The 22,889-nt window shown below is 36.7% G+C and carries 23 protein-coding genes and 1 tRNA gene; 5 read left to right on the forward strand and 19 right to left on the reverse strand.

From position 1 onward, the window contains the following. Positions 1 to 519: 519 nt before the first annotated feature. The 4 genes from ACFINF_RS06570 to folE form a co-directional block, all read right to left on the reverse strand. Positions 520 to 1,023 (reverse strand): hypothetical protein, encoded by a 504-nt coding sequence (locus tag ACFINF_RS06570; protein WP_375620180.1) that lies wholly within the window; start codon positions 1,021 to 1,023, stop codon positions 520 to 522. 138 nt (positions 1,024 to 1,161) lie between these two features. Then, positions 1,162 to 2,334, reverse strand: a complete 1,173-nt coding sequence (locus ACFINF_RS06575) for an alpha/beta hydrolase (RefSeq protein WP_375620181.1) — start codon at positions 2,332 to 2,334, stop codon at positions 1,162 to 1,164. Between the two features lie 191 nt (positions 2,335 to 2,525). Next, positions 2,526 to 2,610: transfer RNA gene (locus ACFINF_RS06580), tRNA-Leu, on the reverse strand. A 138-nt stretch (positions 2,611 to 2,748) separates the two neighbouring features. Then, on the reverse strand, positions 2,749 to 3,369 hold the full coding sequence (gene folE, locus ACFINF_RS06585; protein WP_375620182.1) for a GTP cyclohydrolase I FolE: 621 nt from the start codon (positions 3,367 to 3,369) through the stop codon (positions 2,749 to 2,751). 125 nt (positions 3,370 to 3,494) lie between these two features. Between folE and ACFINF_RS06590 the strand changes: the two genes are divergently transcribed. The 3 genes from ACFINF_RS06590 to thrS all read left to right on the forward strand — a co-directional run bounded on the left by ACFINF_RS06590 (position 3,495) and on the right by thrS (position 6,362). Next, on the forward strand, positions 3,495 to 3,923 hold the full coding sequence (locus ACFINF_RS06590) for an iron-sulfur cluster assembly scaffold protein (RefSeq protein WP_375620183.1): 429 nt from the start codon (positions 3,495 to 3,497) through the stop codon (positions 3,921 to 3,923). After that, the gene (yidD, locus tag ACFINF_RS06595) at positions 3,924 to 4,274 is read left to right on the forward strand and encodes a membrane protein insertion efficiency factor YidD (protein WP_375620184.1); all 351 of its coding nucleotides are present in this window, start codon (positions 3,924 to 3,926) and stop codon (positions 4,272 to 4,274) included. It abuts the gene before it with no gap. A 111-nt stretch (positions 4,275 to 4,385) separates the two neighbouring features. Next, complete coding sequence (gene thrS / locus ACFINF_RS06600) at positions 4,386 to 6,362, forward strand: threonine--tRNA ligase (RefSeq protein ID WP_375620185.1); 1,977 nt, start codon at positions 4,386 to 4,388, stop codon at positions 6,360 to 6,362. Between the two features lie 1,122 nt (positions 6,363 to 7,484). On the opposite strand, the gene ACFINF_RS06605 is transcribed toward thrS, so the two are convergent. From ACFINF_RS06605 to ACFINF_RS06625, 5 genes are all read right to left on the reverse strand, one after another. Continuing rightward, positions 7,485 to 7,988: a MerR family transcriptional regulator gene (locus tag ACFINF_RS06605; protein WP_375620186.1), complete on the reverse strand. Its 504-nt coding sequence runs from the start codon at positions 7,986 to 7,988 to the stop codon at positions 7,485 to 7,487. A 195-nt stretch (positions 7,989 to 8,183) separates the two neighbouring features. Next, entirely contained in the window at positions 8,184 to 8,498 is a 315-nt protein-coding gene (locus ACFINF_RS06610; RefSeq protein ID WP_015856447.1) for an integration host factor subunit alpha, read from the reverse strand. A gap of 77 nt (positions 8,499 to 8,575) precedes the next feature. Continuing rightward, positions 8,576 to 9,550 (reverse strand): beta-ketoacyl-ACP synthase III, encoded by a 975-nt coding sequence (locus ACFINF_RS06615; protein ID WP_375620187.1) that lies wholly within the window; start codon positions 9,548 to 9,550, stop codon positions 8,576 to 8,578. Between the two features lie 49 nt (positions 9,551 to 9,599). Beyond that, positions 9,600 to 10,670, reverse strand: coding sequence for a phosphate acyltransferase PlsX (gene plsX, locus ACFINF_RS06620; protein WP_375620188.1), 1,071 nt, complete (start codon positions 10,668 to 10,670; stop codon positions 9,600 to 9,602). A gap of 147 nt (positions 10,671 to 10,817) precedes the next feature. Then, on the reverse strand, positions 10,818 to 11,375 hold the full coding sequence (locus ACFINF_RS06625) for a DUF177 domain-containing protein (protein ID WP_375620189.1): 558 nt from the start codon (positions 11,373 to 11,375) through the stop codon (positions 10,818 to 10,820). Between the two features lie 221 nt (positions 11,376 to 11,596). Here ACFINF_RS06625 and ACFINF_RS06630 point away from each other — a divergent pair, with 221 nt between their 5' ends. Beyond that, a complete protein-coding gene (locus tag ACFINF_RS06630; protein ID WP_375620212.1) occupies positions 11,597 to 12,076 on the forward strand; it encodes an outer membrane protein assembly factor BamE in 480 nt (159 codons plus the stop codon). Positions 12,077 to 12,153: 77 nt separating this feature from the next. Here the strand turns inward: ACFINF_RS06630 and nusB are convergent, their stop codons facing one another. The 6 genes from nusB to glyA form a co-directional block, all read right to left on the reverse strand. Next, positions 12,154 to 12,624, reverse strand: a complete 471-nt coding sequence (nusB, locus tag ACFINF_RS06635) for a transcription antitermination factor NusB (protein ID WP_375620190.1) — start codon at positions 12,622 to 12,624, stop codon at positions 12,154 to 12,156. Between the two features lie 2 nt (positions 12,625 to 12,626). After that, entirely contained in the window at positions 12,627 to 13,082 is a 456-nt protein-coding gene (locus tag ACFINF_RS06640) for a 6,7-dimethyl-8-ribityllumazine synthase (protein WP_375620191.1), read from the reverse strand. Between the two features lie 81 nt (positions 13,083 to 13,163). Next, a complete protein-coding gene (locus ACFINF_RS06645; RefSeq protein WP_375620192.1) occupies positions 13,164 to 13,781 on the reverse strand; it encodes a riboflavin synthase in 618 nt (205 codons plus the stop codon). Next, positions 13,763 to 14,890 carry a bifunctional diaminohydroxyphosphoribosylaminopyrimidine deaminase/5-amino-6-(5-phosphoribosylamino)uracil reductase RibD gene (gene ribD, locus ACFINF_RS06650; RefSeq protein ID WP_375620193.1) on the reverse strand — a complete coding sequence of 376 codons (1,128 nt, stop codon included), beginning with the start codon at positions 14,888 to 14,890 and terminating at the stop codon, positions 13,763 to 13,765. The genes ACFINF_RS06645 and ribD overlap by 19 nt, the downstream gene beginning before the upstream one ends. After that, entirely contained in the window at positions 14,883 to 15,365 is a 483-nt protein-coding gene (gene nrdR / locus ACFINF_RS06655) for a transcriptional regulator NrdR (RefSeq protein ID WP_375620194.1), read from the reverse strand. The genes ribD and nrdR overlap by 8 nt, the downstream gene beginning before the upstream one ends. An 11-nt stretch (positions 15,366 to 15,376) precedes the next feature. Beyond that, on the reverse strand, positions 15,377 to 16,690 hold the full coding sequence (glyA, locus tag ACFINF_RS06660) for a serine hydroxymethyltransferase (RefSeq protein WP_375620195.1): 1,314 nt from the start codon (positions 16,688 to 16,690) through the stop codon (positions 15,377 to 15,379). 321 nt (positions 16,691 to 17,011) lie between these two features. On the opposite strand from glyA, the gene argC reads away from it, so the two are divergent. Further along, positions 17,012 to 17,944 (forward strand): N-acetyl-gamma-glutamyl-phosphate reductase, encoded by a 933-nt coding sequence (gene argC, locus ACFINF_RS06665; RefSeq protein WP_375620196.1) that lies wholly within the window; start codon positions 17,012 to 17,014, stop codon positions 17,942 to 17,944. 20 nt (positions 17,945 to 17,964) lie between these two features. Here the strand turns inward: argC and ACFINF_RS06670 are convergent, their stop codons facing one another. The 4 genes from ACFINF_RS06670 to hfq all read right to left on the reverse strand — a co-directional run bounded on the left by ACFINF_RS06670 (position 17,965) and on the right by hfq (position 22,796). Further along, positions 17,965 to 19,041: a COX15/CtaA family protein gene (locus ACFINF_RS06670; protein ID WP_375620197.1), complete on the reverse strand. Its 1,077-nt coding sequence runs from the start codon at positions 19,039 to 19,041 to the stop codon at positions 17,965 to 17,967. A gap of 146 nt (positions 19,042 to 19,187) precedes the next feature. Continuing rightward, positions 19,188 to 21,014, reverse strand: coding sequence for a hypothetical protein (locus ACFINF_RS06675; protein ID WP_375620198.1), 1,827 nt, complete (start codon positions 21,012 to 21,014; stop codon positions 19,188 to 19,190). Positions 21,015 to 21,158: 144 nt separating this feature from the next. Further along, positions 21,159 to 22,502, reverse strand: a complete 1,344-nt coding sequence (gene hflX, locus ACFINF_RS06680) for a GTPase HflX (RefSeq protein ID WP_375620199.1) — start codon at positions 22,500 to 22,502, stop codon at positions 21,159 to 21,161. A gap of 54 nt (positions 22,503 to 22,556) precedes the next feature. Next, the gene (gene hfq, locus ACFINF_RS06685) at positions 22,557 to 22,796 is read right to left on the reverse strand and encodes an RNA chaperone Hfq (protein WP_005773461.1); all 240 of its coding nucleotides are present in this window, start codon (positions 22,794 to 22,796) and stop codon (positions 22,557 to 22,559) included. Between the last annotated feature and the right edge of the window lie 93 nt (positions 22,797 to 22,889).

Consider the following 22,889-nt stretch of genomic DNA (forward strand, 5'->3'; position numbering starts at 1 on the left):
TTTTTATTGAATCATAAAAAGCTATAGACATCAATACGCCCTTACACATCTTTATATACTTTGAATCTTGTTGCTAAAGCCTGATTTGCTCTCTGGGGGCACCATATGATTTTTTAATTACGTGTAGCTTATTCATTTTCCGATCCTTTTTAAATTCAGGAGAAGGTAGAGCTGGGCGTGAATATAAAAAACGTATTATTTTTATAAAATTTCTTTTTTAATGCTTTAAATTCAGCCAATTCCTACCAAGGAAAATATTAGAGTTTAAGTTTCTAATGAATATACTAACAACTCCATAACATTGGCAAAATTATCCGGTGAGCCGTTATTAAAAGAATCAGAAAGTTTTTTGTAAAGTTTCTTTCCACAAATATTTTCTTCAATAAAGCCACCTAATGCATCAGCCTTAACTTTACCAAAGATATAACCAAAGTCTTTTAAAGATTATAGCCTTCTATTTAACAGCGTTTTTTGCTGTAAAACTTAAATTATCTATCTGCTCAACTAAAAGAACTTTTATTATTTAGCTTTTGTGCTTTTTTCAAAGAGATGTGGGCTTTCAAGAATAAGCTTTTCTCGTGCTTTTTGTAACTGTTTAATGACTTCATCAATCTTTGATGGAGAACAACAAGATTCTTGGCTATTCAACAAATGCAGCCTCTCCTTTCCCTCATATAAACATTGCATCTGAGATTGAAGTATTCTAACTTCTTGAAAAAAAAGACGTCCTGTTTCCTTAAAACCATTGTTAAGTGCAAAAAGTTGATCTGAAATGGATAGCAGAATTTGTTTTAAAAAACGCTCATTTTCTTGGCGTTTACGATATTCTAAAATAAGAGCATGGCTTATCTCATCTAATTGTTTTTTTGTAGAATCAATTTGACGCAATAAATTTGGTTTTTCCCCCATATCACCTTTTCTCACCTTCACAAGCATAGCATGAATATCTAACAACTTAATTGCGGAATGAGATAAATAATCAACAACTGTAGGCGTATTAACATAGCGTTTCCGTGCAATCATAACAAACTCACCTAATGACTGTTTTTTACATTCATCCCGCTATTTATATTTTTCATTTTACAAAGCCATTCTAAAGAAAATGCTAAAAAATATTACCTCCAATGCATTATTCGATGTCCCCCTTCTCTATTTTTACTATCAACGTGGAATTCGTGGAGAGAGAAAACGTACAGGTGTATAAAGGATAAGATGTGTTGTTTTCTCCAACACACTACTACCATCAGCAAGAAGGGCTTGACTAGGTGACAATTCTGTACCTTGCATAATTGTAGAAGCCAAAGAACCTTCTCGAGAAAGAGCCATCAACGTTGGCGAAGATGCAAAGACATTGTGTGCTCCCCCATCCACATGAGAGAAATCAAGAACAGCTATTCCATTTTTACGCAACATTTCAATATCTGAGCCATCGCCCACACGATGATGTCCACCCGTAAGACGTCCTGAAACCGCGAGAGCTTTATCCGCTCTGGATACTAAAATCGCTGTTGGCTGCGGGAGTTTTTTTATATCATTAAGTTGACGCTCAAATACATCAACATCAATGTCTGGTGCCGCCATTAATAAACTTGTAATACGACGAATAGGCTTATATTTTTTCTGTAAGGCTAAAGTTCTAAATGCTTCCATTATAACAAAATTGCCCATAGAATGCGCAATAACCGAAATCTGATCAGCATTTGTTTCACTAATAAGTGTTAAGAGCTCTATCAATCCGTCACGGGCAAAATTAGCACTGTCACGATCATAAATATAAAGAGGAACAGATCCGGCAGAAGGCCAAGAATAATGCACAGCGACAACATTTAAAGAATAATCGTGTGTAAACTGTGCTGTACGAAATGTACCATCTGCAAAATTATTATTATACCCATGGATAAAAAGAAAAATTTCTCTTTTTCCTTTTGACTTTTTTGCTAAGGCAGCATTTAATTGCTGCTTAAACTGTTCTTTATTATCGTATTTTTGCAATGCTACTGCTGCAAAATACTTATCATGCGTAGGTTTATACGCATTTATTTCAACAACTCCCTTTACATGTTGCTGAGGAATTCCTACGTCAACGCGATTGTAATGTACTTTATTTGATCGCTCTGCACCATAAGGTTGAGCGTAATTATTTTGTATCATACGACTTGTTGCAACATATACTGGAATGATGGCTTTTGGAGAAACCGGTTTCCCTTCAACTTCCCTTTCTACTGCAGTCATAGAAGGAGTCGCATGCACTCCATGCCAAAGCACAGCGCGTGAATCACTACATGCTGACAATAAAGAGATACAAATAAGAAGTGTTAAATATCTCAAAATCATTATACTTCTCACTGCAACTTCACCCCCACCCTATAAAAATATAACATTTCAAATGTACAGATAAAGTAATAAAAAATGAAACATTATTAGCAACACATCAACAAATAACATACAAAAAAGATTTTTCTATAATACGCATAAATCCCCTCTCTACATAAATTCATCTCATTACAGAGAGACTCACTGCTAACTGGTGCGGTCGAGAAGACTCGAACTTCCACGGGTTGCCCCACAGCGACCTCAACGCTGCGCGTCTACCAATTCCGCCACGACCGCACGTGAGAAGAAAAACATTTTGGTTTTTAGCCTTTAACAAATCATAAAGAAAGGTACAAGCCAATTTTCTCTTTCTCATAATTTATTTTTATCCGGACGATTTATAACTTAATAGAGATTACTAAAAATATGGACTTCCTACGATCTTTGAATCATCATCATAAAGTGTGCTTGTGCAGCTTGATCTTTTTCATAATAACCATGAAAGTTTTTTGTAATTGTTGTAGAGCCCTGTTTTTGGATTCCTCTCATAGCCATACACATGTGCTCAGCCTCAATCAATACTGCTACACCATGAGGCTTCAGATACGTTTTTAACGCGTGAGCCACTTGCGCTGTCATAGCTTCTTGTGTTTGTAAACGACGAGAAAAAATATCTACAACACGTACAATTTTTGAAAGGCCAACAATTTTTTCATTAGGAAGATATGCTATATGTGCTTTCCCAATAATTGGGATCATATGATGCTCACAGTGTGAATAAAAAGGTATATTTTTTACGATCACGGCTTCATTGTATCCTGAAACCTCTTCAAAAACTGTACCTAAGGTTTCTTTAACCGATTGACTATAACCACTAAAAAGCTCGCGATATGCCTTGGCTATACGTCTTGGAGTATCTAAAAGCCCCTCTCTATTTGGATTTTCCCCTATCCATAAGAGTAATGTACGAATCGCTTCTTCCACCTCTTCAATACTCGGACGCTTTTCTTCAGATAAAAAAGAATCCTTCGCGTCTTCTTTAACAACATTACGCATTCAAAAACTCCAAGCTTACTCTATACAAAGCATTTGCTCCATACCTATTTCATTTTGTATAATCTCTATATAAGCGAATTAAAAGTTTAAACAATCACGACTCTCAAAATTTCAGGCAATAGCGCATGATTGATAATATTTATAATGATAAAATACTTAAATATGCTGCACATATAAGCAAAATTGGGCGTCTTAATAATCCTGATGCAACATCAAGAAAACATGCACACCTTTGTGGTTCGACAATCATTGTAGATTTAAAAGTGGAAAATGGTATTATTACGGATTTTGCCCATGAAATACACGCATGTGTGCTAGGGCAAGCATCGGCTTCACTTTTAGCATCTCATATCATCGGACAAACAACACAAGATCTTAAAATATTGCGTGAAGTTATTTATCAAATGCTAACGCAAAATGGTCCCTCTCCTCAAACTCCATTTGAGGATTTTTCTTGCTTACAGCCCATTAAAGACTATAAAGTGCGCCATGCAGCAACACTATTACCCTTTGATGCAACGATAGACTGCATTCAAAAAATTGAAGAAAAATAAATGTTCAAATCACAATCTCGACAAAAAAAATTGACTCGAAATTACACAGGCACTTGGCAAAAAACACCTGGACGATTATTGGGTATTTTCTTAATACGTTTCTATCAAATAACACTTTCAAGTCTTATAGGCAATCAATGTCGCCATGCCCCGACTTGTTCAGAATATACATATGAAGCGATTGCACGCCATGGGCTTTGGGCTGGTGCATGGATGGGACTCTTTCGTATCATACGTTGTGGGCCCTTTGGAACATATGGCTTTGATCCAGTACCTATTTCGCTTGGAAATTCTTGCTGTTTTTATAAACCTTGGCGTTACTGGAAAATTTCTGACAAACACAACAAATAATCCTTTTCTTTTTTCGTATGTATTGATAAAAAATCAGTCTATAAGCTTTTTACTCAATTTTCACGAAACCATCCGCAATCGTTAGCGGAATTGGATTAAAAGGGTGTTTTTATGTCTTGCTCTGTTTCTCTTTCTTTTCCTGATGGTTCAAAACGTAATTACCCCCCCGAAATGACTGGTTTGGAATTAGCAGAATCCATTTCTAAATCACTCGCAAAAAAAGCAGTCGCCTATAGTCTTGATGGTATCACGCGAGACTTATCGGATCCATTGGAACAATCTGGTCAAGTAGAGATTATTACCCGAGAAGATTCACGCGCTCTTGAGCTCATAAGGCATGATTGCGCCCATGTCCTTGCTGAAGCAGTGCAAGAACTCTTTCCTGAAACGCAAGTAACAATAGGTCCTGTCATTGAAAATGGATTCTATTATGATTTTGCACGCCAACAACCTTTTACATTAGATGATCTCACCGTCATTGAAAAGAAAATGCGTGAAATTATCCAACGCAATAAGCCTTTTAGAAAAGAAATTTGGTCTCGTGAAAAAGCCAGAAAAATTTTTTCTGAGAAAAAGGAATTTTATAAAGTTGAACTTATTGATAGCATTCCTGAAAATCAAGATTTAAAAATTTATTATCAAGGAAAATGGTTTGATCTTTGCCGCGGACCGCACATGCAATCTACAGGGCAAATTGGAAATGCTTTCAAATTAATGAAAGTCGCAGGAGCTTATTGGCGTGGCGATGCCAATAATCCTATGCTCACAAGAATTTATGGAACAGCATTTGCAAATGAAAATGACTTAAAAGCCTATCTCCATATGCTAGAAGAAGCTGAAAAACGTGATCATCGCCGCTTGGGACGTGAAATGGACTTATTTCATTTTCAAGAAGAAGGGCCAGGAATGATTTTTTGGCACAAAAAAGGTTGGAAAATGTTCCAAAATTTGATCAACTATATGCGTAGACGCCTTGATGATCATCAATATGCTGAAGTTAATGCACCACAAGTTCTCGATAGGTCACTCTGGGAAATATCTGGCCATTGGGGCTGGTATAAGGAGAATATGTTCAAAGTAATTCCAGCCGCAGAAGATTCAGATCATGGGAATGTTTATGCCCTTAAACCAATGAATTGCCCTGGTCATGTGCAAATTTTTAAACATGGTTTAAAATCTTATCGTGATTTGCCTATTAGACTTGCTGAATTTGGACTTGTTCATCGTTATGAGCCTTCGGGCTCTTTACATGGTCTTATGCGTGTGCGTGGTTTTACGCAAGACGATGCGCATATTTTTTGTACTGATGAACAATTAGCCGATGAATGTCTCAGTATTAATGATCTTATTTTATCAACTTATGCTGACTTTGGTTTTAAAGAAATTAGTCTTAAGCTTTCAACACGTCCAGAAAAACGAGTTGGCTCTGATGCATTATGGGATCATGCAGAAAGTATCATGGAATCTGTCCTTAAAACGATTGAAACAAAATTTGCAGGACAAATCAAAACAAGCATCCTTCCAGGTGAAGGAGCATTTTATGGTCCAAAATTTGAATATACATTAAAGGATGCTATCGGTCGTGAATGGCAATGTGGAACAACACAAATAGACTTTAATCTCCCCGAACGTTTTGGTGCATTCTATATTGATAAAGATTCAGAAAAACGTCAACCTGTTATGATCCACCGTGCTATCTTTGGATCAATGGAGCGTTTTCTTGGTATATTAATCGAAAATTTTGCTGGACATATGCCACTTTGGCTTGCTCCTGAACAAGTTGTTGTTGCAACAATTACGTCCGAAGCAAATGAATATGCCCAAAAAATAACGGCAAAACTTAGAGCTATGGGGCTTTCCGCAACAATAGATCTCCGCAATGAAAAAATTAACTATAAAATACGAGAACATTCTTTACAAAAAGTCCCCATAATTTTGGTATGTGGTAAACGTGAAGCTGAAACAAACAGCGTAAATATGCGTCGCTTAGGAAGTACAAATAAAACCCTTTTATCTGTAGAAGATGTGCTTAAGCAACTCTCAAATGAAGCAACACCTCCGGATTTGCAGCGTGTAATAAATGCATAACATTACAGAAGATGGTAATACGTTAATTTTTTACTATAAATCTTCAATTTTTGTACAAAATGAAATAATTTGATATTATAGTGCGTTTTTGTTTCATGCACAATTACCTATCACCGGAAAGAATCACGTGATCACTCTCTACAAGATGGATTGGTGAAAAAGTTAAATGTAAGCTATGAGCTATTTAAATGAAAAAATCATAGATAATTGAATATTAATAATAACATTAATCTTTTACCTTTATAATGAAAAGATAGCGCTATTATCATGGATAGATCATTACGATAATTATAGCAACATCAAGCAAGAAGACTGAAAACAAGATCATATTTATTAATAAAAAATATGTAAAATTAGCTGAACAATGATATGTCTTATTCGTAAGATAAGCCCTTATAGAAAAGACAAGATATTGATTTATAATGATAATATATCGTTATTCATATTAAATAAGGTTTAAAATATCATAGAATTCTTTCATTTTAAATATGTTTATGTTGAATCTATCAAAATCATTCGCTTGCACGAAATAAGCGGAATGAGTGTGTGGATAAAAATTATTGAGAAAGGACTTTAAAATGCTCACAATAAACCGCCTCAAGTGCTAAGATTGTTGCAATCATTGAGGGCAAGCTAAACTATAATGATGATGCCGACTTGCTCTTTCATAAGTGTAAAAATAGCGGTACTTAACGGGTTTAGCATTATATGATTCACGAGGAATCATGATAAAATAAGCTTAAGGAGCCTTAAGAAACATCTCTTTAAAACAAGCACATAAATTGGTAAACTAATAACATTCTATATCTCGCAATCTACACTGATGAGATATTGCCTTAACTTTTATAAAGTCAAATCAGAGAAAAATGGCAAAACTCAGCGTCTATTCTTTCCCCTCTTCATATTTTACCAAATTAAAAACTCTTATAAAAAACGCGTTAAATATACACATATGATACATTACTACTCGTTGAACGTATAAAACTCTGGGCACACCCATAAAACGTCTAAATATCTACGAAACACATTGCTACGCTAGACGCAAGATATTGATTTGTAAAACAATTTCAAAACACATGTTTTGCTAAAAAAGCAACACATATAAAACACAAAATATTATTGTTATCGTGCCCTATCAAGGACACGCTTACATTCAATGAGTTCAAATAAGATTTCTTGCAACAATGCTTTATCAGTTTTATCTTTATAAAGATTCACAGAACCGACAGATGTTTCTCCCTCATTCCTCATGAAACTCAAAAGCCCAAAAGAAGATTTCTTAAGCTTATTGCTAGCATTTTCAGAAGTTTGTCCTGCATGTTTCTTCTCTATGACCACATTCATAGCATCAAGATCACCATTACCCAATGCAGTCACAAAAGCAACACCATTTTCTTTCAAAAGACGTTGCACACCTTTTATCGTATAACCCTGATCATATAATAACTGCTTAATACCATTGAGCAAATCAACATCGACCGGACGATAATAGCGTCTTCCTCCCCCACGTTTCATTGGTTTAATCTGCCTAAAACGTGTTTCCCAGAATCTTAAAACATGCTGCGGAAGCTCCAATAACTCGGCTACTTCGCTAATTGTGCGAAAAGCATCAGAGCTTTTATCCATTTTGCAACACCTTATTTAAAACAAAATAAATTACTTTACAATGACTCATTCTCTCTCAATTTCTCAACAAGATTAGTCAAAAATAAGACCATCATTGACGACTTACGCAACTGTCTTTTTCTAAAAACCAAAGGCTTTTATTCTATCATTTTTTTAACAAATACCAAACATACCATGACATTCATTTATGAAATATCATTTTTTCTGTCTTGCACGATGCGAATCTAAAATTCTCTGTTTAAGGACATTGGCAGCCTTAAACGTCACAACACGTCGCGGCGGAATAGGTGCTTCAACACCTGTTTTTGGATTGCGTCCAACACGTTCATTTTTACTGCGAACCTGAAAAGTTGCAAAAGAGGATAATTTAACCGCTTCACCTCTTACAAGTGAGTTGCAAATCTCATCCAAAACCAATTCGACTAAAGCTGCTGATTCAGTATGTGACAAGCCCACTCTTTTACAAACTACGCTCGCTAAATCTGCACGCGTTACTGTCTTACTTGTCATTATAACCACCTATTAAAATATTAAAAATTACAAAATGACTTATACGTTTTCTTGAAATATGGTCAAGTAGCCATAATTTACCAACGAATAAGAATTGCTCCCCATGTAAATCCACCTCCCATGGCCTCTAACATGATCAGATCTCCTTCTTTTATTTTTCCATCACAAACAGCTGTTGTTAAAGCCAACGGAACTGATGCCGCAGACGTATTACCATGTTGATCAACGGTAATCACAACTTTATCTAGTGAAATTCCCAGTTTTTTAGCAGATGCTTCAATAATGCGCTTATTAGCCTGATGAGGTATAAACCAATCTAGTTGTGAAGAATCCATACCTGCAGCTGCAAAACAATCATCAACCACATCCGTTATCATACCAACAGCATATTTAAAAACTTCTCGTCCTTCCATACGCAAATAACCTGTCGTTTGTGTTGTTGAAGGTCCACCATCAACATATAGCTTATCTATATAAGCACCATTAGAGCGCAATTTCGCAGACAATATACCACGCTCAAAAGCAATCCCCCCCTCAATTTCTTGTGCTTCCAAAATAGCAGCACCCGCACCATCACCAAACAAAACACATGTCGTACGATCTTCCCAATCTAAAATTCGAGAAAATGTATCGGATCCAATAACTAAAATTCTTTTAGCCGCTCCACACCGTAAATAAGAATCTCCTGTCGTTAAAGCAAAAATAAAACCAGAGCAAACAGCTTGAATATCAAAAGCAAATCCATGGCTCATTCCCAAAGCACGCTGAATTTCAACAGCAGAAGCAGGAAAAGTACGATTCGGGGTGGACGTTGCTAAAATAATACAATCAATGTCTTTTATTGTTAAACCAGCATTTGTAAGTGCTGCTTGCGCAGCCTCAACTCCTAAAGAAACAGTTGTTTCATTTTCACTGGCAATATAACGTTGGCGTATTCCTGTACGCTGAACAATCCATGAATCTGACGTTTCAACAAACTTTGCAATCTCATCATTTGATAAACTTCTCTTCGGCAAAGCACTTCCTACACCACGTATAATTGACCGAATCATTCAGCTCTTACCTTTTCTTCAAATTTTTCATTTCTATTATAAGAGCTTATCATAAGGACTCTCCATTCACTGTCTCTTCACCTTCTTGATCAAAAAGTGTTTCTTTATTCTCATGAAACCGTCGCAAATCAGCTGTTATTTTTTTCAAAAGTCCATTATTAACCATCTCATAACCAACGCGGATAGCAGAAGCAAAACCGTTAGCATTAGCACTCCCATGGCTTTTGATCACAACACCATTCAACCCCAAAAGCACTCCTCCATTCACCCTCTCGGGATCCATTTTGTGTTTCAGCGTACGAAAAGCACCTCGCGATAAAAAATACCCAAGAGATGTTAAAAAAGAACTGCGCAGTGCAGAGTTTAAAATCTCTCCTATCTGTCGCGCGGTTCCTTCTGCGGTTTTTAAAGCAATATTACCAGAAAACCCCTCTGTTACAACAACATCGACTGTTCCTTTTCCAATGTCATTGCCCTCAACAAATCCTTTATATTCCAATCCTTCTAATTGTACTTCACGCAATATCATTCCTGCTTTTTTTATTTCATAAAGTCCTTTAACCTCTTCCACCCCCACATTTAAAAGCCCAACACTTGGTCTTTCAGTGTGATATAAAGCGCGAAACATACCCGCTCCCATAACCGCCAAATCAACCAACTGACTAGCAGAGGCACCAATTGTTGCCCCAATATCCAAAACGATACTCTCACTGCGAAGTGTTGGCCAGATACCCGCAATACCTGGACGTTCAGCCTCTGCTAGCATTTTCAAACAAAAATAAGACATGGCCATGAGTGCACCCGTATTACCAGCAGAAATGCAAGCATCAGCTTCACCATTTTTTACCGCTTCAATGGCGTACCACATTGATGATTTACCACGTCCATTACGAAGTGCTTGGCTTGGCTTTTCATCCATACGTGTATAACTTTCTGTAGGGCAAAAGCGCGATACAGAATCCAAACAAGGGTATTTTTTTAAAACCGGACGAACAGCCTCCTCTATTCCATAAAACAGAAAATAAATATTTGATAAATATTTTTGTACAATTGCTGCTCCTGCAATAACTGCTTCTGGACCGTAATCACCGCCCATAACATCCACAGAAATTCTAATCACGCTTGCATATCCCACATCTTTTCATTTACATCTTTAAACATATATTATGATTTTTGGCTCCTGAACACTCACAAAGCAAATCTTGCAAAAATCGCTCCGCAGAAAATACCGTTTAGCATACAATAGATATTTTTTATGTTTTTACAATCACTTCCAATTTTTCAAAACAAAAAATGGCGAGAATTTTTGTTCTGCTTCTTCTAAATTTTCAACCATATCCATCTTTATCCCCTCTTTACGTGGATAATGATTAATAGACAACTCAAAAAACTCTTCCATGATTGCACCAATATCAATTTTATCACCATAAAACACTTCAGGAGTATCAAGCCCCTCCACATCTAAAAACAATTCTCCTGTATCCTCTGATATTTTTGGCTTCATCAAATTTGAATCTTCAGGAACAAAAACAACCTCAATATTTTCACAAAGGATATTTTCTAATGGTTCTAATGTAACAACACATAACTGTAGTATACGCGCTTGCAACAGACCTTTTATACGCACTCCGCGTTTTTTCCACGGGAAAATATGGAAATTTCCCTCACAAGATTTTACTTCAATTAAATCATGGTTCTGAGCTAAATGTGTACATTCTTTTTTGTTTGCACAAAATTGAACCCTTATACCTTTAGCAGGTAGAGAACGTACGGATATTGGATAAGCCAAAGCAAATGTCATTTGAGGAACATTTTGAACATTCATTGACAACTCCCAAACATAAAAACGCATAAAACACTGTGTTTTTATTTATCTCAAGTATTCATGCATTTTTTTCTTTTCTAAAGAAATTCTATATGGCATAATTTGCTTTATAACAGGGAAACTCAGTGTAAGCTACGGTAGATTAAGCTAAAATTAGAAAAAACTTGAGGTTGCCTTCTTGTCCTACATCTCAGTATAAAAAGGAGATATCATTGTTTCAAATGCCTCACATAATAGCCTTAATCAGACGTAAATTATTGATTGGTCTATCAATAGCAAGCATAGGAATGCTTGGTGGGTGTAGTCTTCTCGATTCTTCAGGTTCGAGCCAAATTTATAGAGAGGGCTATGTTCTTGATAAAAATGCTCTAAGTTCTATTGCTATTGGCTCAAGTCAAGAGCAAGTTCTTTTAACTTTAGGAACCCCTTCATTAAAAACAAAATATGATAATGAAGTTTTTTATTACATCTCACAGACACGCTATCGTGGGATGCAGTTTATGAAAACAAAGATTATTGATCGCAAAGTTTTAGCTATTTACTTCAATAAAAATGATCAGGTTGCAAAAGTTGCTAATTACGGATTACAAGACGGTCAAGTATTTGATTTTATTACACAAACAACACCAACTGTAACAAAAGAACATCCTTTCTTAATTCAAATTATAAAAGGCCCTGCGAATTTGCCACCCCATAACTAAATTATATAGTCTACATACCGTCTCAATATTATTAGGTCTGATATTATCAGACCTAATAATAGGGGGATTTGTAGCTCTTAGAGGCGGACTTTTTTTGCCATACTGTCGAGAACTGCATTAACAAGTTTTGGCTCATCACCTTCAAAAAACGCCTTCGCTATATCAACATATTCATTCATGACAACCGCAACAGGAACATCTTTACGGTTGATCAACTCCCATAAACCTGCTCGTAAAATTGCTCGCAATATAGAATCAAGACGTGAAAGAGACCACTCTGCAGAAAGCTGTTGATGAAGTAGAGGATCAAGCTGCTTTTGATCTTTTACAACACCCGTTATAATAGCCAAAAACCATTGAAAATCAGCTTCAAGATACTGGTCTCCATCGATATCTTTTCCCAAACGATAAGCTTCATACTCAGCTGCCGTTTCCATCACCCCCAAACCCACGATATCCATTTGATAGAGGGCTTGGACTGCAGCGAGTCTTGCTGCTCCACGTTTATTGGCTGAACGCGGAAAATGTCTGCTTTTTATATCAGCCATATTTAACGATTATCTCCAAATCTCTTTTTTAGAGCGATCATACATAAAGCAGCTTCAGCCGCAAAACCACCTTTATTTTTGTCATCTAGTTTTGCACGCACCCATGCTTGTTCTTCGTTTTCAACAGTCAAAATACCATTTCCAATAGCCAAATGCTGATGAACAGTTAAATCCATCAATGCACGACAAGAATCATTAGCAACAATTTCAAAGTGATATGTTTCCCCCCGAATAACACAACCAAGAGCAACATAGCCATCATAAGATATGTTATTTTGTTCAGCAAAAGCTATTGCACTTGGTATTTCTAATGCTCCAGGAACCGTTACAACATCATAACTTGCTTCAGCTTTTTGCAAAGTATTCACTGCACCTCTCAAAAGCTCATCAGAAATCCCCTCATAAAAACGTGCTTCAACAATCAATACGTGAGGCTCTTTACGTATCTCTTTCATCATAATGGAATTCCACAAAAAACGAATCAAAAAAATCAAGGTTATAAAGCATAAAGTTCTGAAAACGATCAATAGAGTTTTGGCTTATTCATCTTCTCTTTTTAAAGCAAAAATCTTCACAGCATAACGAGCAAGTTGATCAATTTCCAAATTGACCCGATCTCCAATTCCAGCTTGTCCCCACGTTGTCATTTCGAGCGTATGGCGAATAATAAGAACATCAAAAACACAATCCTCAACACCATTAACAGTCAAAGATGTCCCATTAAGTGCAATAGATCCCTTATTGACAATGAAAGGCATAAATTGTCTTGCAACTTTTAAATAAAAACGAATTGCATCGCCTTCATTTTTTTGATCAATAATTTCAGCCAAACCATCAATATGACCAGAAACCAAATGTCCTCCCATTTCATCACCCAATCGAAGCGAACGTTCCAAATTAACAAAGGTTCCTTTTGTCCATTGTGCAAGATTCGTTAAACGTAATGTTTCTTCCCACGCCTCGACAACAAACCAATTGGAATCGTCTTGTTTTAATCCTCGCTCTACAATTGTCAGACAAATTCCTGAACAAGCAATTGACGCGCCTATTGTTAAGCTTTCTATAGCATAGCGTGTAGAAATCTTTAAACGCATCCCCTGCTTTAAAGGTTGAATATCTTCAATACAACCAACATCCGTTATAATTCCTGTGAACATAATGTCTTACGTCTCCATTTATAAAAACGGTCATTTCCAAACATTCTTGTCTCAATCTCATGAAACTGCGAGAGATAATTTCCAAAATGAGGGGCTTCAATACGATTTTTTCCTAACACCATGGGAGTATGAAAACATATCAAATGATCAACACAACCAGCATTCAAAAACTTTTCCCCTGTCTTTACGCCCCCTTCCAATAAAACACTATTAATCCCATGTTTATAAAGCATCTGTAAAAGAGCAAAGGGTTCTACACAACCATTGTTCATCTCTACCGAATAAACAGACACACCATATTGCTCCAATGCATTTTTTTTGCTTTTCTTTGAAAGATCCCCATCACAAATAACCCATGTAGGAATTTTCATGGCTGTTTGGACAACTTTTGCATCAAGGGGGATAGATAAATCTACATCCAAAATAATACGAATTGGTGAGCGCATCTCCATCCCTGGCAAGCGGCAATTGAGTTGTGGATCATCTGCTAATATAGTACCAATACCAACGAGTATAGCATTATTTTGAGCACGTAGAATATGTGTATGGGCATGAGAAAGTATTCCACTAATTTTTACGCTGCCCTTTTCTCTTTTTCCAACACCATTATCGGCAGAAATTGCCATTTTAAAAGTGACCGCACAGCGTTGTATCTTTCTTATGCACCAATGCGTCCATAAAGATTCAAAAGCCTCTTCAGCTAAAATGCCCTCAACCACTTCAATACCCGCCGCTCGCAAAAGAGCAATACCATGGCCATCAACACGCTTGTCACAATCAGTCAGCGCAACAACAACCCGTGAAATACCTGAATCAATAAGTGCATTCACACACGGCGAAGTTTTTCCATAATGCGCACAAGGTTCTAAAGTAACATAAGCAGTCGCTCCTTGAGCCAAAGAACCAGCCATATGTAAAGCTTGCACTTCCGCATGAGGGCTCCCATGAATAGCTGTTACGCCATATCCAACAATAAATGCCCCCGCACTATTATCGTTTCGCACAATTAACGTACCAACGGAAGGATTCTCACCTGTAAGACCGACATGACGTTCTGCTAAACGAATAGCTGCAGCCATAAACCGTTCATCTTGCACTTTTTTATTCATCAAAACAAGATTCTGTATCCGCGATACCCTTTGACAATTCATCTATAACATTGTGAAAATCGCTTGCATTACGAAAGTCTCGATACACAGAAGCAAAACGAATATAAGCAATATCATCAATTCTTTTCAATGCTTCCATCACAAGATGTCCAATTTTTTCTGAAGCAATCTCTGGTTCTCCGAAACTTTCAAGCTGGCGCACAATGCCAGAAATTGCTCGTTCAATATGATCAGGATCAATATTGCGCTTACGTACAGCCACATCAACTGATCGCATTAACTTATCACGATCGAATGGTTCACATCGCCCACTTTTTTTAGCAACCAAGAGCTCACGCAACTGAACACGTTCAAAAGTTGTAAAACGACCACCACAAACGGAACACACACGACGGCGGCGAATCACTGCCCCCTCTTCTGCTGGACGTGAATCTTTAACCTGTGTATCCTCATATTGGCAGTAAGGACAGCGCATCTTTTGTTCCCTTAACGAGTACTAAGATAAGAGTAAAGAGGAAATTGACTCGTTATATCTTTTACCTTTTTCTCAACAGCCATTTCAACGGCATAATTATCTTCATCGCTTTTTGCGCTCCGAAGACCATCAAGAACTTCTGAAACCAGATGACCAACTTGAATAAACTCTTTTTCTAAAAAACCACGCGTTGTGGCAGCAGGTGATCCCAAGCGAATTCCCGATGTTATAGATGGCGTTTCAGAATCAAAAGGAATACCATTTTTATTGCAGGTAATATGAGCGCGCCCCAAAGCCAATTCAGCACGTTTACCTGTTAGATTTTTGGAACGTAAATCAACCAACAACAAATGATTATCTGTGCCACCAGAAACAATATTAAAACCATTACTCTGTAATATTTTTGCTAAAGTTTTCGCATTAGCAACCACATTGGCACTGTAACTCTTGAAAGAGGGACGCAAAGCCTCCTCAAATGCAACAGCCTTTGCGGCAATTACATGCATTAAAGGACCACCTTGAAGACCAGGAAAAATTGCAGAATTAATTTTTCTGGATAAAGACTCATCATTTGTCAATATTAAACCACCACGAGGACCTCGAAGCGACTTATGTGTTGTTGTTGTTACAATATGCGCGTGTGGAACAGGTGAAGGATGCACACCACCAGCAACAAGACCGGCAATATGAGACATATCAACGAGTAGATGAGCACCAATCTCATCTGCAATTTCACGGAATCGTTTCCAATCCCATAGCCGTGGATAAGATGAGCCACCCGCTATAATAAGTTTGGGCTTACGTTCTTTTGCAAGCTGCTCAACCTCATCCATATCAATAATCTGATCTTCTTGACGCACACCATAGGAAACAACATCAAACCATTTTCCTGACATATTAACAGATGAACCATGGGTAAGGTGACCACCAGCATTTAAATCTAATCCCATAAATGTGTCACCAGGCTGAAGTAAAGCTAAAAAGACAGCTTGATTCATTTGGCTACCAGAATTAGGCTGTACATTCGCAAAAGCAGCACCAAAAAGCTGTTTTGCCCTTTCAATGGCTAAATCTTCAACGACATCAACAAATTGACACCCACCATAGTAGCGCTTTCTTGGATAACCTTCTGCATACTTATTAGTTAAAACAGACCCCTGCGCTTCAAGAACCGCTCTTGAAACAATATTCTCTGAAGCAATCAACTCAATTTCATGTTGTTGACGCTCAAACTCCCCTCTAATTGCATCAAAGATTGCACCATCAACAGTTTGTAAATTATCATTAAAAAAGCGCTTTTGTGCGTCATTTCCTTGCTGAGTCATAAAACACGTTCCTAACATAAAAAAATAAAGTTACTGAACGATAACACAGCAAACCATGCAAACCAAACATTTTAAACCACTTACACTCAAAAATAATGATGCAAATATTTATCTTACTCTTTGTTATAAAAATAGCGAAAAACTTCCCTCTCAAGAATAGCAAAAAATGAGATTACATTTCTTTTTTTACACTCTTATTTGTTTACACCTTTTACAAAAGGTATCTATAATCTAAAGAAATTCAATAATTTAATGATTAAAAATAGTTTATAATGTGAAATGCTGAATATAATAGGCAAAGTTAATACAAGGCAAATAAGAATGCTAACCAAAGTTTTTATTGATGGTGAACATGGCACAACCGGACTACAAATACAAAAACGCTTAGAGAGGCGTACAGATTTAAAACTACTCTCTCTTGCTCATAAAGACCGCCATAATGTTCATCTGCGACAAGACTATCTTAATCAAGCCGATATTGCTATTTTGTGTCTTCCAGATGATGCTGCACGCGAAACAGTTCATTGGCTTAAAAAAAATAAAAACATTAGGATTATTGATAGCTCGACAGCCCACCGTGTTGCACCAGACTGGGTTTACGGTTTTCCTGAAATGACAGCAGGACAAAGAAAGCGCATCCAAGCAGCACATTATGTAACTAATCCAGGATGCTATCCTACCGGTGCCATTAGTTTGATTCGCCCACTCCGTGAAGCAGGACTACTAGACGCCTATTATCCCATCTCGATTAATGCAATCTCCGGCTATACCGGTGGTGGAAAACAGTTGATTTTACAAATGGAAAATCAATCTCAACAAAATATTCAGGAAAATTATTTTATCTATGGTCTTAATCTTGAACATAAACATGTGCCAGAAATTAAAATCTATGGACAAATCAACCAAACCCCAATTTTTATACCAAGTGTTGGTCGTTTTCCCCAGGGAATGATTGTGAATCTCCCTCTGCATCGCCATTTATTCACAAAATCAGCAAACTGTTCTGATTTGCGCGAAATTCTCGCAAACCATTACGATGGGCAAAATACCATTTTAGTTGCATCACAAGAAGAAACTGCTTCACTTCAAAGACTTAACCCAGAGTGTTTAGCCAATAAAGATGATATGAAACTGTTCGTATTTGGAAATGATCGTGAAGGTATTTTTAATCTCAGCGCCATATTCGATAATTTAGGAAAAGGCGCATCAGCTGCGGCTATCCAGAACCTCGATTTAATGCTTTCAAGCGACTAAAACTTCCTAAATACAAGCTTTTATTCAACAACGCGATATGCCCCTTTCGTTGCTCGCCAGTGCGCAACCGCAAAACATAACACTGCTAGTGCCATACTTTGGTGAATGAGCCCTAAACTTATCGGAACCTCATGTAACAGTGTTAAGATACCCAAGAGTGCTTGGATAATAATCATAACACAGATAAGAAATGCACGACGAGAATGGGTTGAATGTGGAATGTTTTTTTGTACATAGAACGCATGAATAACTGAGACAATAAATAAAAAATAAGCAAAAAACCGATGAATAAACTGAACCATTAAGGAATTTTCGAATAAATTGAGCCAAACAGGACGAAGCTGCAACAACCCATCAGGAATAATCTGCCCATCCATAAGAGGCCATGTATTATAGACTTTTCCAGCATGAAGCCCTGCAACCAAAGCTCCGAAATAAATCTCTATCAAGATGAGAACAACAAGCCAAGCCGCAAAATATTGCACCTTTTGATTTGCTGGCTTTTCTGAGTATTCTGCAAGTCCTCGAGATAAATAAGTAACAAAAACAATAACAAAACATGCCGTTATAAGATGAAATGCCAAACGATATTGGCTCACACTTGTTAAATTACTTTGCCCAATCCCTGAAGCAACCATCCACCAACCAATAAAGCCTTGAAAGGCGATAAGAATAGGTACGACAATAAGCGGGAGTAAGATATTTTTTTCAACACGCTTAGTCGCCCAAAACCAAATGAGCCCCAATAAAGCAACAAGACCAACAAGACGCCCAAGAACACGATGCGCCCATTCCCACCAAAAAATTATCTTAAAAGCACTTAAGGTCATATCAGGATTAAGTAGCTTATATTGTGCTATCTGTTGATATTTTAAAAATTCCTCTTGCCATTGATCCATACCAATCGGTGGAATAACGCCGTGTATTGGCTTCCATTCCGTTATAGATAATCCTGATCCCGTCAAACGAGTAGCGCCACCTACTAAGACAATTGCTAAACAAAGCAATAAAATAGAGTAAAGCCACACCTGTATTTGTTTTCTATTTTTCTTTTGCACGGGCATTAAAATGCTATTGTTTAATCTCTTTACTGCCATCTCTGATTGCCCCACGCTTCTCTCCAACTACAATGCATTTTAAAATTTAAACATCAAATCTTTGTGTATTTTAGTTTGTACTATAACTTTAGTAAAAAACAAGCATACCACTATAACATGCGATACATATTTCTTTTTTACGAAGTTTATGATGCAACAACGCGATAAACAGTTTTTGGAAAACTGCTTACCATCCGCATCATCCATTCTTGTTCATTAAGAACAGTATTACAAATATAATAGTCTGTTAGCTCTGCAAATTGCTCAAATCCATATTTGGGTTCACTTGCCATCTCTAGGATGATAAAATCATATTCTTTTTTAAATTCTTGTAATATATGAGAAATGTCATTTGAAAAATCTTGTGCAGAAATAGCACTTGTTAACCCCTGAGGAAGAATATCAACCCCCGTATCATAATCACGGTAAATAACATCATGCAACTGGGCATTGCCCGTTAAAATATCACTCAATCCGCGATGTGGACCAATGACTTTTTCTATTTGTTGACCAGAAATATCGACCAACAAAATTGTTTTGTTCTCTTTTGTGAGATGAAGTGAAAGCTTTGCCGCTGTCCGTGCAGCCTCTACTCCAATGATTGAAATAATGGTTGAAGCACGCCATTTCAAAACATCAGATAATCCCTCTATCGTAATAAAAGCTTCAAGATTTTTCATTTCTTGAGAAACTAAAATACTCTCGTTCTTCTTAAGAGTATTTTCTTTTGATCTCAAATCCTCTTCTGAGGGTTGATCTTTTTTGCTTTTAAAGCACGGATAAAATAACAATATTCCTAGTAAAAGAGTAAGGAAGCTCGCCAATGCACTCACAAGAATATTTTTTCCATAAAGAGCCATAAAAGAAATTGGTGCTAGCGTTGTTGGCATAACCACGTGGATATTTGTATTTTGTAAGAGAAGAGGATCATCACTAAATCTCCGATATGAACCAATAATTTTTTCTCTTCGTTGAGCAGACTTACTCATCGCTTTATTTTGTGCATCAACTGCTGCTTTTATTTTATTTTCAAACTCGTTAAATATTTCATTCAAAGATTGGGGTTGATCTTTTACAAAAAAGTTCATTCTTTTTTTGAGCTGTTTTTCTAATTCCCTTGCAATAACCTCATCTGAATGAACTTGATCAACGATTTGTAAAATTTTATTTTTTAATTGATGAGAAACTGTCTCTAATTCCGCAGTCATTGCTTTAATTTGAGGATGTGTCCACCCCAATTGCACCGCCATATGTGCTCTTTGCGTTTCCAAAAGATCACGTTTAGATTCCAGAGCAAAAATTGCTGAATTACCTGCAATAAACGATAAAGACAATAAAGACTGCCCCTTTTCACGCATCATATTAATTGTTGAATTCAAACTTGTTAAATGAATACGCTTTAAAGTTGCTTCCGTTAATTGCATAGAAAGATCATGAAGCTCTGTTTGTTTTATACCATGCTGAATAAAAGACTCAACAGATGTACGAAACCCCTGCACGATATTAACGATTGCAGTACTATCATATTGTTTGTCTTCTAATTTATCATTTAACAAGAATTGTTTCTGTTTTATGATTGCTTGTGAAAATGCGGAAAACCAAGTTTCCAACCCACGTTGAGCTGCTTCAAGTGTCTCAGCTTCAAAAGTCAGATCGATAAAATCACCACGACGCGATAAACGGATATTTTCATGATTTTTTTTCTTATTAAAAGCACTTAAAGAAAATTGCGAATCATTGAAGAACATAGGCTGCGAAAACAAAAAGGCGATAACATTGTCTTGCTTTTTGATTGGTAACGGTTTTCCTACAGAATCAGATAATGAAAATATTAAAGTTGCTTGGTAACCACGAGGCTGGACAAAATAATACAACCAAATCAAAGATATACATAGCATTTGTAATAGCAAAACAATCAAAATGCTTCGCCATACGGTACGTACGAATAGTCTTTTATTACACTTAAGACTCATCTTTATTTTAACCAGCAAAATACTTCTTCATATTGTTTTATTAAGAGAAAGTAGTAACTATCCTCTTAACTTGCTGTCATATTATTTTCAGATAATAAAAACATAAAATTTAAGCACAAATGTTCAGCAATAGCTTTAAACAACTTAATTCATATTTTTTTTGATGTTCTCTAATTGTTTTTTTGCTTCAGAAGTAATAACGGCTTTAATGGTAACAGACCCATCATCATGTCCTTCTTGCACTATTTCCGCAGAGTTTTCATAAAACCAATCGATAAGCGACATTTCATGAGGTTTTAAAAGATATTCAATGCTTTGCACCTCTCCAAAAATTCGCTTTTCAATGGCTCTTAATAATTGATCGAGTCCATCCCCCTTAAGCGCAGATACCATGAGAGCAGGATTTAATCGTGTTTTTGCGCTTGTTTGTAAAACATTCAATGCCTGCTCATCCAACATATCAATCTTATTCCAAACTTCTATGATATGCTCCATATCATCAATATCGATATCAAGACTTGAAAGCACTTCTAAAACATCTTGGGCATGTGCACGATGATCAAGATCTGACATATCTCTTACATGAAGAATGAGATCCGCTTCAACCACTTCTTCAAGCGTTGCACTAAAAGCTGCAATCAAATTTGTTGGCAAGTTAGAAATAAACCCTACAGTATCAGACAAAAGAATAGTTTTTCCATGGGGAAGAACAACTTTGCGCAAAGTCGGATCAAGCGTTGCAAATAACATATTCTTTGCTAAAACATCTGCACCACTTAAACGGTTAAAGAGAGTTGATTTTCCTGTATTCGTATATCCTACCAGTGCCACAACAGGATAAGATGTTTTTTTCCTTTTTGCTCTATGAAGTGCACGTGTTTTAATAACCGTTTCCAATTCGCGTCGAATACGAATAATTTTCTCTTGTAAAAGACGCCTGTCTGCTTCAATTTGCGTTTCACCAGGTCCACCTAGGAAGCCACGCCCCCCCCGTTGCCTTTCCAAGTGCGTCCAACTACGCACAAGTCGCCCTTTTTGATAGGACAAATGCGCTAACTCTACTTGCAAAACTCCTTCTTTTGTTCGTGCGCGATCCCCAAAAATTTCAAGAATCAAAGCCGTTCTATCGATAACTTTGCAATTCCATAACTTTTCTAAATTACGCTGCTGTACTGGCGTTAAAAAGTGATCTACAATCGTAAGCTCAATAGAATATTCATCTATATAACAGGTTAACGAATCTACTTTACCTTTTCCAAAGAGAGTCGCAGAGCGAGGCGTTTCAATATTAATCGTTTCATAATTAACAACTTCTAACCTTATAGCACGCGCTAAACCTAATGACTCTTTAACACGAGAAGATATAGAACACTCTCTCAAAGAGCTTTCACTTCTATTTTCTTGAAAAATCGGTATCAAAACAAGTGCGCGCACCTGTCCTGTATTCTGCGAAAATATCCCTCCTAATCTCTCATTTTCATTTATCATGGCAATCTAAGTACTTTTAAAATGGGATAAGAGGTCTATCTTAAAATGATATATTTACTCAGGACTTTCACCCTCAAACATCTGTACAGGCTGTCCAGGCATAATCGTAGAAATAGCATGCTTATAAACCAATTGCGCATGTCCATCTCGGCGTAAAAGAACACAAAAATTATCAAATGAAGTTACAATACCCGTGAGTTTAACGCCATTGACAAGAAAAATTGTAAGGGAAATTTTTTGCTTACGCACCGTATTTAAAAACACATCTTGCAGGTGTTGTGATCGCTCTGCCATTATTCTTACACCTTCATCTCGATTGCATAAAATATTCGTGCATGCATATCGACTGAAAAATATCCAATTGTCAACGTAGAAGCTTCAAAATTT

Source organism: Bartonella sp. TS25HLJMH, from assembly GCF_042193505.1.
Lineage (GTDB): Bacteria > Pseudomonadota > Alphaproteobacteria > Rhizobiales > Rhizobiaceae > Bartonella > Bartonella grahamii.

Coding starts and splice junctions, on each gene's coding strand:
- ACFINF_RS06610 (WP_015856447.1), bottom strand. CDS start 8,498: ATGACAAGTAAGACAGTAACGCGTGCAGATTTAGCGAGCGTAGTTTGT.
- hfq (WP_005773461.1), bottom strand. CDS start 22,796: ATGGCAGAGCGATCACAACACCTGCAAGATGTGTTTTTAAATACGGTG.
- ACFINF_RS06630 (WP_375620212.1), top strand. CDS start 11,597: ATGCCTCACATAATAGCCTTAATCAGACGTAAATTATTGATTGGTCTA.
- nrdR (WP_375620194.1), bottom strand. CDS start 15,365: ATGCGCTGTCCTTACTGCCAATATGAGGATACACAGGTTAAAGATTCA.
- ACFINF_RS06625 (WP_375620189.1), bottom strand. CDS start 11,375: ATGAATGTTCAAAATGTTCCTCAAATGACATTTGCTTTGGCTTATCCA.
- ACFINF_RS06670 (WP_375620197.1), bottom strand. CDS start 19,041: ATGGCAGTAAAGAGATTAAACAATAGCATTTTAATGCCCGTGCAAAAG.
- ACFINF_RS06615 (WP_375620187.1), bottom strand. CDS start 9,550: ATGATTCGGTCAATTATACGTGGTGTAGGAAGTGCTTTGCCGAAGAGA.
- ACFINF_RS06590 (WP_375620183.1), top strand. CDS start 3,495: ATGATTGATAATATTTATAATGATAAAATACTTAAATATGCTGCACAT.
- hflX (WP_375620199.1), bottom strand. CDS start 22,502: ATGATAAATGAAAATGAGAGATTAGGAGGGATATTTTCGCAGAATACA.
- ACFINF_RS06570 (WP_375620180.1), bottom strand. CDS start 1,023: ATGATTGCACGGAAACGCTATGTTAATACGCCTACAGTTGTTGATTAT.
- ACFINF_RS06640 (WP_375620191.1), bottom strand. CDS start 13,082: ATGATGAAAGAGATACGTAAAGAGCCTCACGTATTGATTGTTGAAGCA.
- nusB (WP_375620190.1), bottom strand. CDS start 12,624: ATGGCTGATATAAAAAGCAGACATTTTCCGCGTTCAGCCAATAAACGT.
- ACFINF_RS06675 (WP_375620198.1), bottom strand. CDS start 21,014: ATGAGTCTTAAGTGTAATAAAAGACTATTCGTACGTACCGTATGGCGA.
- ACFINF_RS06605 (WP_375620186.1), bottom strand. CDS start 7,988: ATGGATAAAAGCTCTGATGCTTTTCGCACAATTAGCGAAGTAGCCGAG.
- argC (WP_375620196.1), top strand. CDS start 17,012: ATGCTAACCAAAGTTTTTATTGATGGTGAACATGGCACAACCGGACTA.
- ACFINF_RS06645 (WP_375620192.1), bottom strand. CDS start 13,781: ATGTTCACAGGAATTATAACGGATGTTGGTTGTATTGAAGATATTCAA.
- yidD (WP_375620184.1), top strand. CDS start 3,924: ATGTTCAAATCACAATCTCGACAAAAAAAATTGACTCGAAATTACACA.
- ACFINF_RS06575 (WP_375620181.1), bottom strand. CDS start 2,334: ATGATTTTGAGATATTTAACACTTCTTATTTGTATCTCTTTATTGTCA.
- thrS (WP_375620185.1), top strand. CDS start 4,386: ATGTCTTGCTCTGTTTCTCTTTCTTTTCCTGATGGTTCAAAACGTAAT.
- ribD (WP_375620193.1), bottom strand. CDS start 14,890: ATGAATAAAAAAGTGCAAGATGAACGGTTTATGGCTGCAGCTATTCGT.
- glyA (WP_375620195.1), bottom strand. CDS start 16,690: ATGACTCAGCAAGGAAATGACGCACAAAAGCGCTTTTTTAATGATAAT.
- folE (WP_375620182.1), bottom strand. CDS start 3,369: ATGCGTAATGTTGTTAAAGAAGACGCGAAGGATTCTTTTTTATCTGAA.